The 13,643-nt window shown below is 71.5% G+C and carries 15 protein-coding genes and 3 tRNA genes; 5 read left to right on the top strand and 13 right to left on the bottom strand.

All coding sequences use genetic code 11. From position 1 onward, the window contains the following. Positions 1-75: 75 nt before the first annotated feature. The 9 genes from lgt to ASC64_RS11040 form a co-directional block, all read right to left on the bottom strand. Complete coding sequence (gene lgt, locus ASC64_RS11080; RefSeq protein WP_056907892.1) at positions 76-1,041, bottom strand: prolipoprotein diacylglyceryl transferase; 966 nt, start codon at positions 1,039-1,041, stop codon at positions 76-78. A gap of 8 nt (positions 1,042-1,049) precedes the next feature. After that, positions 1,050-1,649 (bottom strand): SCO family protein, encoded by a 600-nt coding sequence (locus ASC64_RS11075; protein WP_082550382.1) that lies wholly within the window; start codon positions 1,647-1,649, stop codon positions 1,050-1,052. Further along, a complete protein-coding gene (gene trpA / locus ASC64_RS11070; RefSeq protein ID WP_056907586.1) occupies positions 1,642-2,442 on the bottom strand; it encodes a tryptophan synthase subunit alpha in 801 nt (266 codons plus the stop codon). Before trpA ends, ASC64_RS11075 begins: the two co-directional genes overlap by 8 nt. Beyond that, positions 2,439-3,698, bottom strand: a complete 1,260-nt coding sequence (gene trpB / locus ASC64_RS11065) for a tryptophan synthase subunit beta (protein WP_200937714.1) — start codon at positions 3,696-3,698, stop codon at positions 2,439-2,441. Before trpB ends, trpA begins: the two co-directional genes overlap by 4 nt. Before the next feature lie 47 nt (positions 3,699-3,745). Continuing rightward, the gene (gene trpC / locus ASC64_RS11060; protein WP_056907584.1) at positions 3,746-4,537 is read right to left on the bottom strand and encodes an indole-3-glycerol phosphate synthase TrpC; all 792 of its coding nucleotides are present in this window, start codon (positions 4,535-4,537) and stop codon (positions 3,746-3,748) included. Positions 4,538-4,663: 126 nt separating this feature from the next. Further along, positions 4,664-4,864, bottom strand: coding sequence for an HGxxPAAW family protein (locus ASC64_RS11055; RefSeq protein WP_056907583.1), 201 nt, complete (start codon positions 4,862-4,864; stop codon positions 4,664-4,666). Between the two features lie 42 nt (positions 4,865-4,906). Further along, on the bottom strand, positions 4,907-5,572 hold the full coding sequence (locus ASC64_RS11050; RefSeq protein ID WP_082550381.1) for a Trp biosynthesis-associated membrane protein: 666 nt from the start codon (positions 5,570-5,572) through the stop codon (positions 4,907-4,909). Next, on the bottom strand, positions 5,565-5,918 hold the full coding sequence (gene hisI, locus ASC64_RS11045) for a phosphoribosyl-AMP cyclohydrolase (protein ID WP_056907581.1): 354 nt from the start codon (positions 5,916-5,918) through the stop codon (positions 5,565-5,567). The genes ASC64_RS11050 and hisI overlap by 8 nt, the downstream gene beginning before the upstream one ends. Next, on the bottom strand, positions 5,915-6,745 hold the full coding sequence (locus ASC64_RS11040; protein ID WP_056907580.1) for an aminotransferase class IV: 831 nt from the start codon (positions 6,743-6,745) through the stop codon (positions 5,915-5,917). Before ASC64_RS11040 ends, hisI begins: the two co-directional genes overlap by 4 nt. A gap of 126 nt (positions 6,746-6,871) precedes the next feature. On the opposite strand from ASC64_RS11040, the gene ASC64_RS11035 reads away from it, so the two are divergent. The 4 genes from ASC64_RS11035 (at position 6,872) to ASC64_RS11020 (ending at position 7,840) form a co-directional block, all read left to right on the top strand. Then, a tRNA-Gly gene (locus ASC64_RS11035) sits at positions 6,872-6,944 on the top strand. A gap of 33 nt (positions 6,945-6,977) precedes the next feature. Then, positions 6,978-7,048, top strand: a tRNA-Cys gene (locus ASC64_RS11030). Positions 7,049-7,070: 22 nt separating this feature from the next. Then, a tRNA-Val gene (locus tag ASC64_RS11025) sits at positions 7,071-7,145 on the top strand. Positions 7,146-7,438: 293 nt separating this feature from the next. Continuing rightward, positions 7,439-7,840, top strand: coding sequence for a hypothetical protein (locus tag ASC64_RS11020; RefSeq protein WP_056907579.1), 402 nt, complete (start codon positions 7,439-7,441; stop codon positions 7,838-7,840). 161 nt (positions 7,841-8,001) lie between these two features. Here ASC64_RS11020 and ASC64_RS11015 read toward each other — a convergent pair whose 3' ends face one another. From ASC64_RS11015 to ASC64_RS11000, 4 genes are all read right to left on the bottom strand, one after another. Next, entirely contained in the window at positions 8,002-9,693 is a 1,692-nt protein-coding gene (locus tag ASC64_RS11015) for a CHAP domain-containing protein (protein ID WP_156385135.1), read from the bottom strand. A 91-nt stretch (positions 9,694-9,784) separates the two neighbouring features. After that, positions 9,785-10,408, bottom strand: a complete 624-nt coding sequence (locus tag ASC64_RS11010; RefSeq protein ID WP_056907577.1) for a hypothetical protein — start codon at positions 10,406-10,408, stop codon at positions 9,785-9,787. Between the two features lie 14 nt (positions 10,409-10,422). Then, a complete protein-coding gene (locus tag ASC64_RS11005) occupies positions 10,423-11,511 on the bottom strand; it encodes a potassium channel family protein (RefSeq protein WP_235563672.1) in 1,089 nt (362 codons plus the stop codon). Between the two features lie 2 nt (positions 11,512-11,513). Beyond that, positions 11,514-12,479, bottom strand: coding sequence for a YihY/virulence factor BrkB family protein (locus ASC64_RS11000; RefSeq protein ID WP_056907576.1), 966 nt, complete (start codon positions 12,477-12,479; stop codon positions 11,514-11,516). Positions 12,480-12,564: 85 nt separating this feature from the next. On the opposite strand from ASC64_RS11000, the gene ASC64_RS10995 reads away from it, so the two are divergent. Then, positions 12,565-13,629, top strand: a complete 1,065-nt coding sequence (locus ASC64_RS10995) for a matrixin family metalloprotease (RefSeq protein WP_056907575.1) — start codon at positions 12,565-12,567, stop codon at positions 13,627-13,629. Positions 13,630-13,643: the final 14 nt, after the last annotated feature.

The following is a 13,643-nucleotide window of genomic DNA, read 5'->3' as shown; positions in this document are numbered from 1 at the left end:
CGTTACCGCTGGGGACGACGTTGGCCCGAGCGAGACGGAATGTATCACCGCTGTCAGGCCGCGGCGGTCGCCGTTTCAGGCCGTGGGACCGGCGGTCTCCCGCTCCCCGGTCCCGTCGGTCCCGTCGGCGTCGTCGGGGTGGTCGCCGTCGGCCCCGTCCGGCTCGCGGGTCACGGGCTCGCGGGCGCGCACCACGTCCTCGCGCCCGGGGTGGCGACGGGCCGACCAGAGGAAGAACGCGGTGGCGAGGACGAACAGGACGATCGAAGTCCACACGTTGAGGCGCAGGCCGAAGACGTCGTCCATCTGCACGTCGTCGATGCGCAGGTTCTCGATCCAGCCGCGACCGGCGGTGTAGAGCATCACGTAGAGCGCGACCACGCGACCGTGGCCGAGCCGGAAGCGCCGGTCCAGCCAGATCAGCAGCGCGAAGGCGGCCAGGTTCCACAGGCACTCGTAGAGGAAGGTCGGGTGGTACGTCGCCACGTCGAGGTACTGCGCGGGGCGGTGGGCGGCGTCGATCTCCAGGCCCCACGGCAGGTCGGTCGGTCGGCCGTAGAGCTCCTGGTTGAACCAGTTGCCCCAGCGACCCATCGCCTGCGCCACCAGCACGCCCGGGGCGAGCGCGTCGAGCAACGGCAGCAGCTTGATGCCGCGCAGCCGCGCGCCGATCCACACGCCGAGCGCCCCGAGGGCGATGGCACCCCAGATGCCGAGGCCGCCGCGCCAGACGTAGAGCGCCGTGACGGGGTTCTTGTCCTCGCCGAAGTAGAGCTCCCAGTCGGTGATGACGTGGTAGAGCCGGCCGCCGACGAGACCGAACGGCACCGCCCAGATGGCGAGGTCGCTGACCTCGCCCGGCTCGCCGCCACGCGCGATCCAGCGCCGCTCGCCCAGCCAGATGGCGAAGACGATGCCGGCGATGATGCACAGCGCATAGGCACGGATCGGCACGGGGCCGAGGTGCCACACGCCCTCGGACGGGCTGGGGATGGAGAGCAGGGTCACCAGGGGGGACGCGAACGGCAGGGCGAACGGCATGGGGAGCATCATCCTCGGTCGAGCAACAACGTGACGTCGTGGGCCAGCTGCGCCTGGGAGACGTCGTAGTCCCAGAACACCGGGGTCTCGTCGTCGGCGTCGATGGCCATCACCTGCGTGCCGTGCGTGACGTCGTAGCCGCCGCTGGGCAGCTTGTCGCCCTGCTCGATGCCGATCTTGAGGCTGAGGCCGATCTCGATGATGTCGTCGAGGTCGCCGGTGAGACCGATGATGCTGGGGTCGAAGGCGTCGACGTAGTCCTCGACGACCTGCTCGGTGTCGCGCTTGGGGTCGGTGGTCACGAAGACCACGTCGAGCCGGTCCTTCTGCGCCTCGTCGAGGCGGGTGAGCGTGCCCGCCAGGGTGGCCATCACCTGTCCGCAGATGTCGGGGCAGTTGGTGTAGCCGAAGAACACCAGCGTGAGGTCCTTGTCGGTGTCCTCCGTGAGGCTGTAGGCCTCCCCCTCGGTGTCGACCAGCGGGGTCGAGGAGACCTCGAAGGGAGGGTCCAGCTCGGTGCCGGTGAGCTCGGCCGGCTCCTGGGTGCCACCGCAGGCGGCGACCACGCCCAGCAGCGACACCGCCAGCAGGGTGCGGGCTCTACCCACGGCGTACGCCCTCGGCGAGGTCGGCGGTGAGTGCGCGCAGCGCCTCGAGCCCGGCAGCCTCGTCGCCGGGGTGGTCGAGCAGGGCACGGACGAAGGCCGAGCCGACGATCACGCCGTCGGCGAAGCGGGCGACCTCGGCGGCCTGGTCACCGTTGCTCACGCCGATGCCGACCGCGACGGGGATGTCGCCGGCGGCGCGCACCCGGCGCACCAGCGGTCCGGCCAGGTCGGAGGTCGCCTCGCGGGCACCGGTGACGCCCATGACGGCGGCGGCGTAGACGAAGCCCCGGCTCTCGGCCACGGTCATCGCGACGCGTTCGTCGGTCGAGCTCGGCGCGACGAGGAACACCTTGTCGAGGTCGTGCTCATCCGCCGCGGCGATCCACGCCGAGCCGTGGTCGGGGGTGATGTCGGGCGTGATCAGCCCGGCTCCCCCGGCCTCAGCCAGGTCGCTCGCCCAGCGCTCGACGCCGTAGCGCTCGACGGGGTTCCAGTAGGTCATCACGAGCGTGGGCACACCGGTCTCGGCAACCGCGCGCACCACCTCGATCACGTCGCGGGTGCGGACGCCGGCGTCGAGGGCCTGCTGGGCGGCGTCCTGGATGGTGGGGCCGTCCATGACCGGGTCGCTGTAGGGCAGGCCGACCTCGATCGCGTCGCAGCCGGCCTCGACCATCGTGCGCATCGCCCTGATCGAGCCCTCGACGCTGGGGAACCCGGCCGGGAGGTAGCCGATGAGGGCCGCGCGGTCCTCCGCGCGTGCCTTCTCGAACGCGGTGCTCGTCGAGGTCACTGTGCCGCCTCGTCCGCGACCTGCTCCAGGTCGGCGTCGGGGCCCAGGTCGGCGTCACCGAGGCCGAACCACTCGATGGCCGTGCCCATGTCCTTGTCGCCGCGCCCGCTCAGGTTCACGATGATCGTCGCGTCAGGGCCCTTCTCCTGCCCCAGCCGCTTGGCGACCTCGAGGGCGCCGGCGATCGCGTGGGCGGACTCGATGGCGGGGATGATCCCCTCGGTGCGGCTCAGCAGCGCCATCGCCTCCATCGCCTCCGCGTCGGTCACCGGCGTGTACGACGCCCTCCCGGACGCGGCCAGCCACGAGTGCTGCGGTCCGACCCCGGGGTAGTCGAGGCCCGCCGAGATCGAGTGCGACTCGACGGTCTGGCCGTCCTCGTCCTGCAGGACGTAGGTGCGGGCGCCGTGGAGCACGCCCGCCTCGCCGGCGTGGATGGTGGCCGCGTGGCGGCCGGTCTCGACACCGTCTCCCCCGGGCTCGAAGCCGTGGATCTCCACGCCGTCGTCCTCGAGGAACGCCGTGAACAGGCCGATGGCGTTGGACCCGCCGCCGACGCAGGCCGCGACGGCGTCCGGGAGGACGCCGTACTGGTCGAGGCACTGGGCGCGGGCCTCGTCGCCGATGCCGCGGCAGAAGTCGCGCACCATGCTCGGGAACGGGTGGGGCCCGGCGGCGGTGCCGAAGAGGTAGGCGGTGTGGTCGACGCTGGCGACCCAGTCGCGCAGCGCCTCGTTGATGGCGTCCTTGAGCGTCGCGCTGCCCGACTCGACCGGGACGACCTTGGCGCCGAGCAGCTGCATGCGGGCGACGTTGAGCGCCTGGCGCCGGGTGTCGACGGCGCCCATGTAGACGGTGCAGTCGAGGTCGAACCATGCCGCCGCGGTGGCGCTGGCCACGCCATGCTGGCCGGCACCGGTCTCGGCGATCACGCGGGACTTGCCCATCCGCTTGGTGAGCAGGGCCTGCCCCATCACGTTGCGGATCTTGTGGGCGCCGGTGTGGTTGAGGTCCTCGCGCTTGAGCAGCACGCGGGCGCCGACCTTCTCCGAGAGCCGCTCGGCGTGGTAGAGCCGGCTCGGGACACCGGCGTAGTCGCGCAGGACCCGCTCGAAGTCGGCGACGAAGGACGCGTCGGCCATCGCGTCCTGCCACGCCACGGTCAGCTCGTCGAGCGCCGCGACGAGGGCCTCGGGCATGAACCGGCCGCCCCAGGTCCCGCCGAAGTAGCCGCGCTCGTCCGCCTCGTAGCGCATCGGACCGCCGGGCAGTGCCTGGCTCTGGGTCTGGCTCTGGGTCTGGCTCATCGGGCCGTCACTCCTGTCATCGCACGTACGGCGGCCTCCGGGTCGCCGTCCTTGACCAGCGCCTCGCCGACCAGCACCGCTCCCGCGCCCTCGGAGACGAAGCGCTGGACGTCGGCCACGCTGGTGATGCCGCTCTCCGCCACCCGGACCACGTCACTGTGGATCTGGGGAGCGAGGCGGCCGAACACGTCGGGATCGACCTCGAGGGTCTTGAGGTTGCGGCTGTTGACTCCGATCAGCTCCGCGTCCAGGGCGAGGGCTCGCTCGACCTCGGCCTCGTCGTGGACCTCGACCAGGACGGTGAGGCCGAGCTCGCCTGCCTCCTCGTGGAGGCGGCGCAGGGTGTCGTCGTCCAGGGCCGCGACGATCAGCAGGGCCAGGTCGGCACCCGCGGCCCGCGCCTCCACGAGCTGGTAGGTGTCGACGATGAAGTCCTTGCGCAGGATCGGCGTCTCCACCGCCGCCCGCACCGCACGCAGGTCGGCGAGGCTGCCGCCGAAGCGACGCTCCTCGGTCAGCACCGAGATCGCGGCCGCACCACCGCGGGCATACGCCTGCGCGAGCTCGGCCGGGTCGGGGATGTCCGCGAGCGCACCCTTGCTGGGGCTGCGGCGCTTGACCTCCGCGATGACGCTCGACCCGCGGGCACGGAAGTGCGGCATCGGGTCGCGCGGCGCAGGTGCGTCGCCGAGGTGGGCGAGGAGGTCGGACAGCGGGAGGGCGGACTCGCGGCGCGCGAGGTCCTCCCGCACCCCGGCGACGATGTCGTCGAGAACGGTCGCTGGCATGGGCTCAGCCTCTCACCCGGGCCCAGCCCGGGCGGGGCCGGTGCCCAGAGGTCGGACGGTGCCGGACCGAGGACGTCCGCAGCCGGTCAGCGGCCGCGGATCAGCGGTCCGGGCTCGGTGATCGGCTCAGTGGTCGGAGGCGTCGAAGCCGAGCCGGGCGAGCACGAGGAACAGCGGGAACGCCACGACCGCGACGATGATGCCGATCCAGAGCAGCGTCATGTTGGCCGGCGTCTGGAGCAGGGCGACGCTGCCGACGACGAAGCCGAGCATCGCGACCGCCACCGCGGTCCAAGCAGCGGGGGTGTTGCCGTGGCCTGACGCCATCGTGGGTGCTCCTTCGTCGTACCGGATCGTTGCGCGCCGAGTCTAGGCGGTCGGGTCCCGGCCCTCGTCGAGGGCCTTCCAGATGTCGATGTTCTCGACCGGTGCCTCGTCGGCTCCGGCGACGCCCACGGTGCCGACGGTGGTCCCGCCGGCCGCCGCACCCGACGTGTCCCGCCCGGCCGCCGGCGCGTCGTACTTCGTGCCCATCTCCGGCCACGACGGCACCAGGCGGACCGCGGCCAGCGTCGTCACGACGCACAACGCCGCCGCGACGAGCGCGGCGTAGTACCAGGCGGTGAAGCTCGTGCTGACCGTGTCGGCGCCGGAGAGCTGCTGCAGCGCGTCGCCGAGCTTGGTGGGCAGGCTCCACCACGCCTCCACCGTGGCGGCGACCAGGCCGAGCGCGGCGACGAGCGCGAGCACGGCGACGGCACGGCGGAACCGGCCGCGCGTGACCAGCAGCACGCCCCAGCAGGCGAGGACCACGAGGGCGAGCGCCAGTGCGAGGGGTGACTCCCCCGCCCCGTTGGCCGAGAGCGTCGAGACCATGGCCTGGTTGTCGTCGGCGCTCGTGTCGAAGGCGCCGGAGCGACCCGCGACCCAGGGCTTGCCGCCGGCGATCGCCCCGAGGGTCGCGACGACGAGCCCGACCAGCACGACGGGCCCGAAGGAGCTCCGGCGGCGATCGCTCCGGGCCGGCTCAGTCATCGAAGCGGTGCACGAGGTCGGCGTCGAAGCAGGTGCGGTCACCGGTGTGGCAGGCCCCGCCCACCTGCTCCACGACGAACAGCAGGGTGTCGCCGTCGCAGTCGAGGCGGATCTCCTTGACCCACTGCACGTGCCCGGAGGTGTCGCCCTTGACCCAGTACTCGCGACGCGAGCGCGACCAGTACGTCGCCCGGCCGGTGTCGATCGTGCGGGCGAGTGCCTCGTGGTCGACCCAGGCGAGCATCAGCACCTCGCCCGAGCCCTGCTGCTGCACCACGACGGGGACCAGGCCCTCGGCAGTGGGGTGGAGTCGGGCGACGAGGTCGGGGTCGAGTGTGAAGTTCACGGCTCCATCGTCTCAGCCTCGCGGGCGGCCCACGTCTCCGCACACGTGCGCGTGACCGGTCCCGGCGTCGGCAGGTCGCGGTCGTCCCACCGCGAGACGGCCTGGACGTCGCGGGTAGTCGAGACCAGGAAGACCTCGCTGGCCGTCGTGACGACCTCAGTGAGCGGCTCGTCGACCTCGCGGGCCCCGCACCAGGCGATGACCAGGTCGCGGGTGACCCCGGCCAGGCAGCCCGAGTCGAGGGTGGGGGTGCGGAGCTCGCCGTCGACGACGTAGAAGACGTTGGAGCCGGTGCCCTCGCACAGGTTGCCGGCGGTGTTCGCGAAGACCGCCTCGGTGCCGCCACGCTCGGCGGCGTACGCCAGCGCGATCACGTTCTCGGCGTACGACGTCGTCTTGAGCCCCGCCGTCGCGCCGTGCTCGTTGCGGGTCCACGGCACGGTGACGACGGTCGTCGCCGGGGCAGGGTGAGAGATGGCGCTGTAGGCCACGGCGAGCGTCGGGGGGCCACCGCCGCGGCCCGAGCCCATCGGGTGCGGCCCAGCCGTCCAGGTGATCCGCAGCCGGCCCATCCGGTCGTCCGCAGCCCCGTCGGCCAGCACCGCGTCCACCCCACGTCGTACGACGTCGAGGTCGGGGGCGGGCAGCCCGAGGCCGGCGGCGGAGCGCTCGAGGCGGTCGAGGTGGCGGCCCAGCGCGAACGGCACCCCGTCGACGGTCTTCACCGCCTCGAACACCCCGTCGCCCACCGTGAAGCCGTGGTCGGTGACCGCGATCGCTCCCTGGGTCGGGTCGGTCAGCAGGTCACCGTTGAGCCACGCACGCATGGCGTCACCCTATGCGGCGCGAAGTGCCGGGCGGACACGCTAACCCGGGACCCGATTTTGGACCCGCGCAACCCATGTACTACTGTTCCACTCGCGCTCAGGACGGGAAACCGGCCGGGGTAGCAAGCGGACATAGCTCAGTTGGTAGAGCGCAACTTTGCCAAGGTTGAGGTCGCGAGTTCGAGTCTCGTTGTCCGCTCGGAGAGGTCTCCCCCAGGTCGTGGGCCTCCACGGTGGGTTGGCCGAGAGGCGAGGCAACGGACTGCAAATCCGTCTACACGGGTTCAAATCCCGTACCCACCTCGCATCATTCACAACTCCACACGGGCGATTGGCGCAGCGGTAGCGCGCTTCCTTGACACGGAAGAGGTCACTGGTTCAAACCCAGTATCGCCCACCACCCCGAAGGCCCCGCAGAGATGCGGGGCCTTCTGCTGTCTCAGCGGCTGGCTTCTCCCCCGGGCTTTTCCCTCGCGGGCCACTCCTGGACTCAGGTCGCCCTGGTGCTCGGGGCGACGAGGCACGCGCGGGGCGACAGTTCCCGCTCGCTCAGGACCCGTCAACATCCTGTTGACGCGGCGTCGAACCGAGGATCACGCTGACGAACAGGAGTCGGCCATCGGGGCTGGCGCGCCACCAGAGGAACCTCATGCGCGGTCGCCAGGCACGTCGAAGTGGAGGAAGGGTGTCCACATGCGTGGCCTGAGCGATTGGACCACCCGTGAACGCTGGGTGGTCGCAGTGATCGTCCTCGTGGCGGTGGCGGTTGCGTTGGCACAGGTCAACGGGGATGACTCGATCGGGTCGGCGCTGGTCTACGTCGCCTTCACGCTCGGCATGGTCGGGCTGGTCGTAGGGGCTGCCGCACTGTCCCGGGGGTCGGGTCGACGGCAGGTCGCCTCAGGGCTCAGCACCGCTCAGAGCGTGATGCTCTCGGCAGGCGTCATCGTCGTGATCTGGGCGGTGGTGAGTTCTGCCCGGATGGACGGCGGGTTCGTGCTGGCAGCGTTCGTTGCGGAGGTGGCGATCGGGCTCGCGTACGTGACCGCAGTCGCCTTGGCGGCGATGGCGATCATCCGCGTTCGGAACCGCTGACCGCGCAGTGGGGCCCGAACGCCCCGTCCCGCCGGTGAAGCCTCGATCGCGGCGGTGAGGACGACCTGGCGTCGCGCACGTGTCCGAGATGTCGCCCTCGATCCGCTCGCCGTAGGGTGAGAAGTCGGACACGTGTCCTTTGCTGTCGGCTGGGGCCGTTCCTACTGGCGGCCACGCTCCACCGTCACCGTCGACCGGGAGACCGCCGCCTGGACGAGGTCGGTGCCCGCGTAGCGCACGACCAGCGGCCTGGTGCCCGCGCGGAGGTCGCGCACGACGAGGTGTGCACGGCCGTCCACGACCTGGCCCTCGACGACCTTCTTGCCGACGCTGACGGTGATGGCGCCGGCGGGCTTGCGCGCTCCGACCGCCTTGACGCGCACGTCGATCACGGCCCGGCCTCGCTTGGCCTCGCTGCGGACCCGCAGCTTCGGGACCGTGGTGACCGGGGCCACGGCGATGGTCTGGGTGGTGGCCCGGAAGTTGCGCCGGTCGAGGGTGACCTCGACGGACATGCTGTGCCCGAGGTCCCCGCGCCGGACGGTGTAGACCGGGTGGGTGGCCTTGGCGACGGGTCGACCGTCGCGCAGCCACCGGTAGGTCGCCGTGGCGTCACCGGGGCGAGCGGTGCCTGCCTGTGCGGTCAGGCGGCCGCCCACCTCTGCGCTGCCCTTCACCCGGGCGGGCGTGACCACGGACACCGGCTTGGCCAGGACGGGTCCGGTCTCGGGCGCCGTGGTCCGTGACTTCCGGTAGGCCTTGGCGCTCGCCGTGACGCGGGCGCTGATGCGGGCACCGATCTGGTCGCGGGTGAGCACGAGGGTCGACCCGGTGGCGTCCGCCAGCGGTTCCCCGTCGGCGTACCACTGAGTGGTGACCTTCGCCGGCTGCGGAGACCACGACGGCACAGTGAGGGTCAGGGTCTGGCCGGCCTCCGGCACGCCCTGGATGGACGGTTGTGCCGAGGGCTGGAACGCGCCCGGCGCGACCGGGGACGTGGCCACCGCCGCCTCCCCCGGCGTGTAGCCGTCCAGCTGCGCCGTCACCTCGGCCGTCAGCGTCTTGCCCTTCACGTCCGGGGTCGGCACGTAGCCCGCTCCGGTCGCGCCGGGGATGGCCGCGCCGTCGGCCAGCCACTGCACGGTGACGCTGGACGGCGTCGGCGTCCAGGCACCGACGGCGACCTCGAGGGGCGCGCCGACCTTCGGCTCACCCGTGACCGTCGGAGGAGCCGTGGGCTCGACCACGCGGTCGTTGAAGTGGATGAACCCGCTGGGCCAGCCTCCACCGGTCTTGGTGATCCGGCGCCAGTGGAAGTCGCCTCCCCAGTAGTCCTCCGAGACGATGATCTCGGTGTCGGAGATGACCTGCTCCACGTAGGCCACGTGACCTGCCGACCCGGCGGGGGTCACGTGGGGCGGATACCACGCGACGGCGCCGACGCGAGGCGACTGGTCCGTGATGCCGGCCATCGCCACGCCCCAGTTCGACGCGTTGCCGTTGCCCTCCCACGGCCGCGTGTTCGGCATCCCGGACTGGATGAGCCGGTAGGCCACGTAGTTCGTGCAGTTGTGCCCGGTGAACATGCGCCAGTACGACGTGCCGGCCGCCTGCCGGTAGCCGCCGTCGCCGTACCCGGCGGCCGCGCATCCCTGGTAGCCGGTGCAGAGGTAGCTCGAGGACGCGAGGCTGATCGGAGCGGTGGTGCTCGGCATGCCCACGAGCAGGACCAGCAGCGCCCCGGCCACCAGCGTCGCGGTGTCACGGGCCCGACGTACGGCGTCGCGCAGCCCGCTCGCGAGTCCGGAGGAGGGCGGCTGTGACGTGTGTGGCGCTTGTGACTGTTGGTGCACGAGAGGCGATGCTATGAGTCATATGTCAAGCGCGCCACGCCGATGAGTGAAGAACAATTGTGTAATTCGTTTTCGGACGCGTGGCTGAGCGTCAGAACTCGTAGCCGAACTCGCGGATCGTCCTCCGGAAGCGCTCGGCGACGATGTCGGCGTCGCCGGGTCCGTAGAGCTCGCGGTAGTGCGGCCCGCTCCCCTGCTTGGCGTGCGGGAGGTCGAGGGCGATGCCGAGGCGGCCCGAGATGTCCGCGACCGCGGCCGGGAGGTCCTCGTAGCGGTAGACCCGGTCGACGACCACGCGGCCGCCGAGGCGGTAGAGCCGCTCGTTGAGGGCGAGCCGGTCGAGGCGACGGGGGGTCCGCACGAACTCGGCGAAGGTCTTGGTGAAGGTCGGCTTGCGCACGCTGTAGCGGTAGGAGGAGGCCACCACGTCGTAGGGGTTCCGCTCGACCGCGAAGGTGAAGTAGGCGTCCCACGTCTCGCGACCGATCACCTCGATGACGCGGCGGGCGCCCATGTGGGCGTACGAGCTGGGGTCGGTGTCGTCGTTCTGGGGCCCGACTCCCCCGGCGGCGGCCCGCAGCTCCTCGTCCTCGGGGCTGATCCGGGTGACGATGTCGTCGGGTCCGCAGTGACGCGAGAGGGCGATCTCGAGGCTGGTGCCCGCGGTCTTGCGGGTCTTGACGAAGACGAACCGGTGGGCGTGCGACGCGATCACGACTGGACGTCCACTCAGTCGTCGTCCTCGGCGAGGTCCTCGCCGTGGGTGCCCGGGCGGGGCGCCCACGGGAGCTCCTTGGCCGGGCGTACGACGATGAGCCGGTCGCCGCGTGCGAGCAGCGAGACCACCGGGTCGAAGTAGCGGTAGACCTTCTCGTCGCGGATGACCGCGATGACCTGGTCGGGCAGCCGCTGCGGCTGCTTGCCGACCTCGGCGACGAGCAGGTCGCGCTCGGCGACCTCGAGGCCCTCGCCGTAGGTCATCAGGTCCTCCATGACCGAGCCGAGCATCGGCGACATCGACGACAGGCCGAGCAGGCGGCCGACCGCGTCGGAGGAGGTGATGACGGAGTTCGCTCCCGACTGCCGCATCAGCGGGACGTTCTCCTGCTCACGCACCGACGCCACGATCCACGCGTCGGGGTTGATCTGGCGCACCGTCAAGGTGACGAGAACGTTGGAGTCGTCGCGGTCGGTGGTGATGATGACGTGGGTCGCCTTCTCGACGCCCGCCTGGCGCAGCACCCCGCGTCGGGTCGCGTCGCCCACGATGCCGACGAGCTGGTCGCGGTTGGCCTCCTCCATCGCCACGAGCCCGGGGTCGACCACGACGATCGCCGAGCGGTCGTACCCGTTGCTCAGGAGCGTCTCGATCGCGCTGCGGCCCTTCGTGCCGTAGCCGACGACGACGACGTGCTCGTCCATCTTCTTCCTCCACCGGGCGACCCGGAACATCTCGCGGCCCTGGGAGGCGAGGACCTCCAGGGTGGTGCCGATCAGCAGGACCAGGAACGCGATGCGTGCCGGCGTGATGACCAGCGCGTTGACCAGCCGCGCCTGCTCCGACTCCGGCGCGATGTCGCCGTAGCCGGTCGTGCTGAGCGTGACGGTCGTGTAGTAGAACGCGTCCAGCATCGACAGGTCGCGCCCCGGATGGGCGTTGTCGCGGTAGCCGGCGCGGTCGAAGTAGACCAGCAGGACCGTGCCGACCAGGATCCCCACGGCCATCAGCACCCGGCGTCCGAGCTCCCACCACGGCGACCGCACCCGCTCGGGCAGGGACACCCGACCCACGCTGGGGTGGCTGCTGGCGGGGTGCACGGTCAGGAGTCTCGCACGATGATCCGGTCGCGCAGGCGTTGCACCAGCTCCAGGCGGGCCCGCGTCGTGTACTTCTGTGGAAAGACCGTGTCGAAGGCCGCGTTGACGGCGGCCCCGATCAGCACGGCGAGCGCCAGCAGGTAGAGCCACAGCAGCACCGCGATGGGTGCGGCAAGGGGGCCGTAGATCGACCGCGACTCGGCCGCCGTCACCGTCAGCACCCAGCGCAGGACGTAGGACCCCGCGATCCAGCAGAACAGCGCGAAGGCCGCTCCGGGGAGGTTGAAGCTCCAGTTCGTCCGGACCGGGACGGACACGTGGTAGAGCGTGGCGAGGAAGCAGATGCAGATCGCGAGCACGACCGGCCAGTAGAGGCTGTTGACGAAGTCGAGGCGGTCCGGGAGCACGCGATCGACCAGCGTGGGGCCGGCGACCACCAGCGGCAGGCTCACGGCGCCGGTGACCATCGCGAGGACGTAGAGGACGAACGACAGCGCGCGGGTGCGCACGATGCCCCGGTGCCCACCGAGGCCGTGCATGATCGTGATGGTGTCGACGAAGACGTTGAGCGCACGCGAGCCCGACCACAGGGCGAGGACGAAGCCGATCGAGATCACGTCGTAGCGTCCGCCGCGCAGCACCTCGTTGATCGTCGGCTCGATGATCCGGTCCACCGCGCGGTCGGTCAGCGCCTGGCGCGAGATCTCGAGGACCGCGTTGCTGATGTCCTCGATCTGGGTGGCGGTGAACCGCTCGCTGACGAACCCGATGGCGCCGGCGAGGGCGAAGACCAGGGGCGGCACCGAGAGCACCGCGAAGAACGCCGCCTCCGCCGCCAGTCCGGTCACCCGGTGCCGCAGGCACGACCCGACGGTGGTCACGATGATGCGCCACAGGTGCTCGCGCCACCGGCGCGCGAGGGCCTCGACCCGGCGCCGGGCAGGGTGCTCCTCTCGCGCCTCGACCATGGGCGCCACGCTATCGACTGGTCCGCCGTCCGGGCCGAACCGCCGCGGCGGGTTTCCCACCCACCTCCGTGGGTAGCGTCACTCCATGCGCCGACTCTCCCGCACACCCGTCCTGGCCGCCGTCGCGATGCTCGGCACGGGCGCCCTCACCGTCTCGCTGCTGGCGTCGCCGGCCGAGGCCGGTCCCCGCAGGACGCGCGTCTCCGCCACGCTCAGCGCGACGGCCACCAACCCCGGCGGGGCCGTGACGCTCTCCGGGTGGGTCAAGGACAAGGGCAAGCAGAAGAGGCGGGTCGTGCTGGAGCAGAAGATCGCCTCCGGCTGGCGCACCGTCGGCAAGGACCGGTCGGCCAAGGGCGGCGCCTACGCCTTCACCGTTCCGACCGACTGGTTCTACTCCACCAGGCTGCGTGCCCGCGTGAAGCCGACACGCAAGCACCGCGGCAGCGTCTCGAAGGCGCACCGCCTCAGCGTCGTGCCGGCGTACACCCCCTTGGGCTCCCCCGACTCGTGGGAGACCCTCGGCCGTTCGCGCGACCGCTGGAACCCGTGCCGGACCCTGACCTACGGCATCAACACCTCGCGCGCGACGCCCGACGCCGGCACCGTCTCGACCGGCATCCACAACACGATGGCCCTGGTGTCGCAGGCGACCGGCGTGCGGTTCAGGTTCGCGGGCGAGACCAGCTCGAACCCGCTGGACCGCACCTGGAAGCGCAAGGACCCCGACATCATCTTCGGGTGGACCACCGACGCCGAGACCAAGCTCGACCTCGGCCCCACCACGGCGGCCCGCGGCGGCTACGACCGCACCCGCCGCGCCCGCGACGCTCGCGGCAAGGCGATCTGGGAGGCCCTCGACGGCGGCGTGGTCTACGACCTCACCGACACCGCGACGATGAACGCCACCGAGTTCCAGCAGCTCACGCTCCACGAGGTCGGCCACGTCATGGGACTCGGCCACGTCTCGGCGCCGGACCAGTTCATGACACCCGGCGTGGAGCTCTACTCGCTGCCGCTGGTCTACCAGGCCGGTGACCTCAACGGCTTCAGCAAGCTCGGTCTGCAGGCCGGCTGCACCCGGCCGGTGCGCTTCCACCGCAGGGCGAGCCTCCAGCGGGTCGCGCCGCTGGCCACCAGCCTGGACTGAGGACCCGATCGGCA

Origin of the sequence: Nocardioides sp. Root122 (assembly GCF_001425025.1) — a bacterium.
Taxonomy (GTDB): domain Bacteria; phylum Actinomycetota; class Actinomycetes; order Propionibacteriales; family Nocardioidaceae; genus Nocardioides.
The sequence above is the reverse complement of the archived record's forward strand: the minus strand, read 5'-3'. Positions and strand labels throughout refer to the sequence as shown.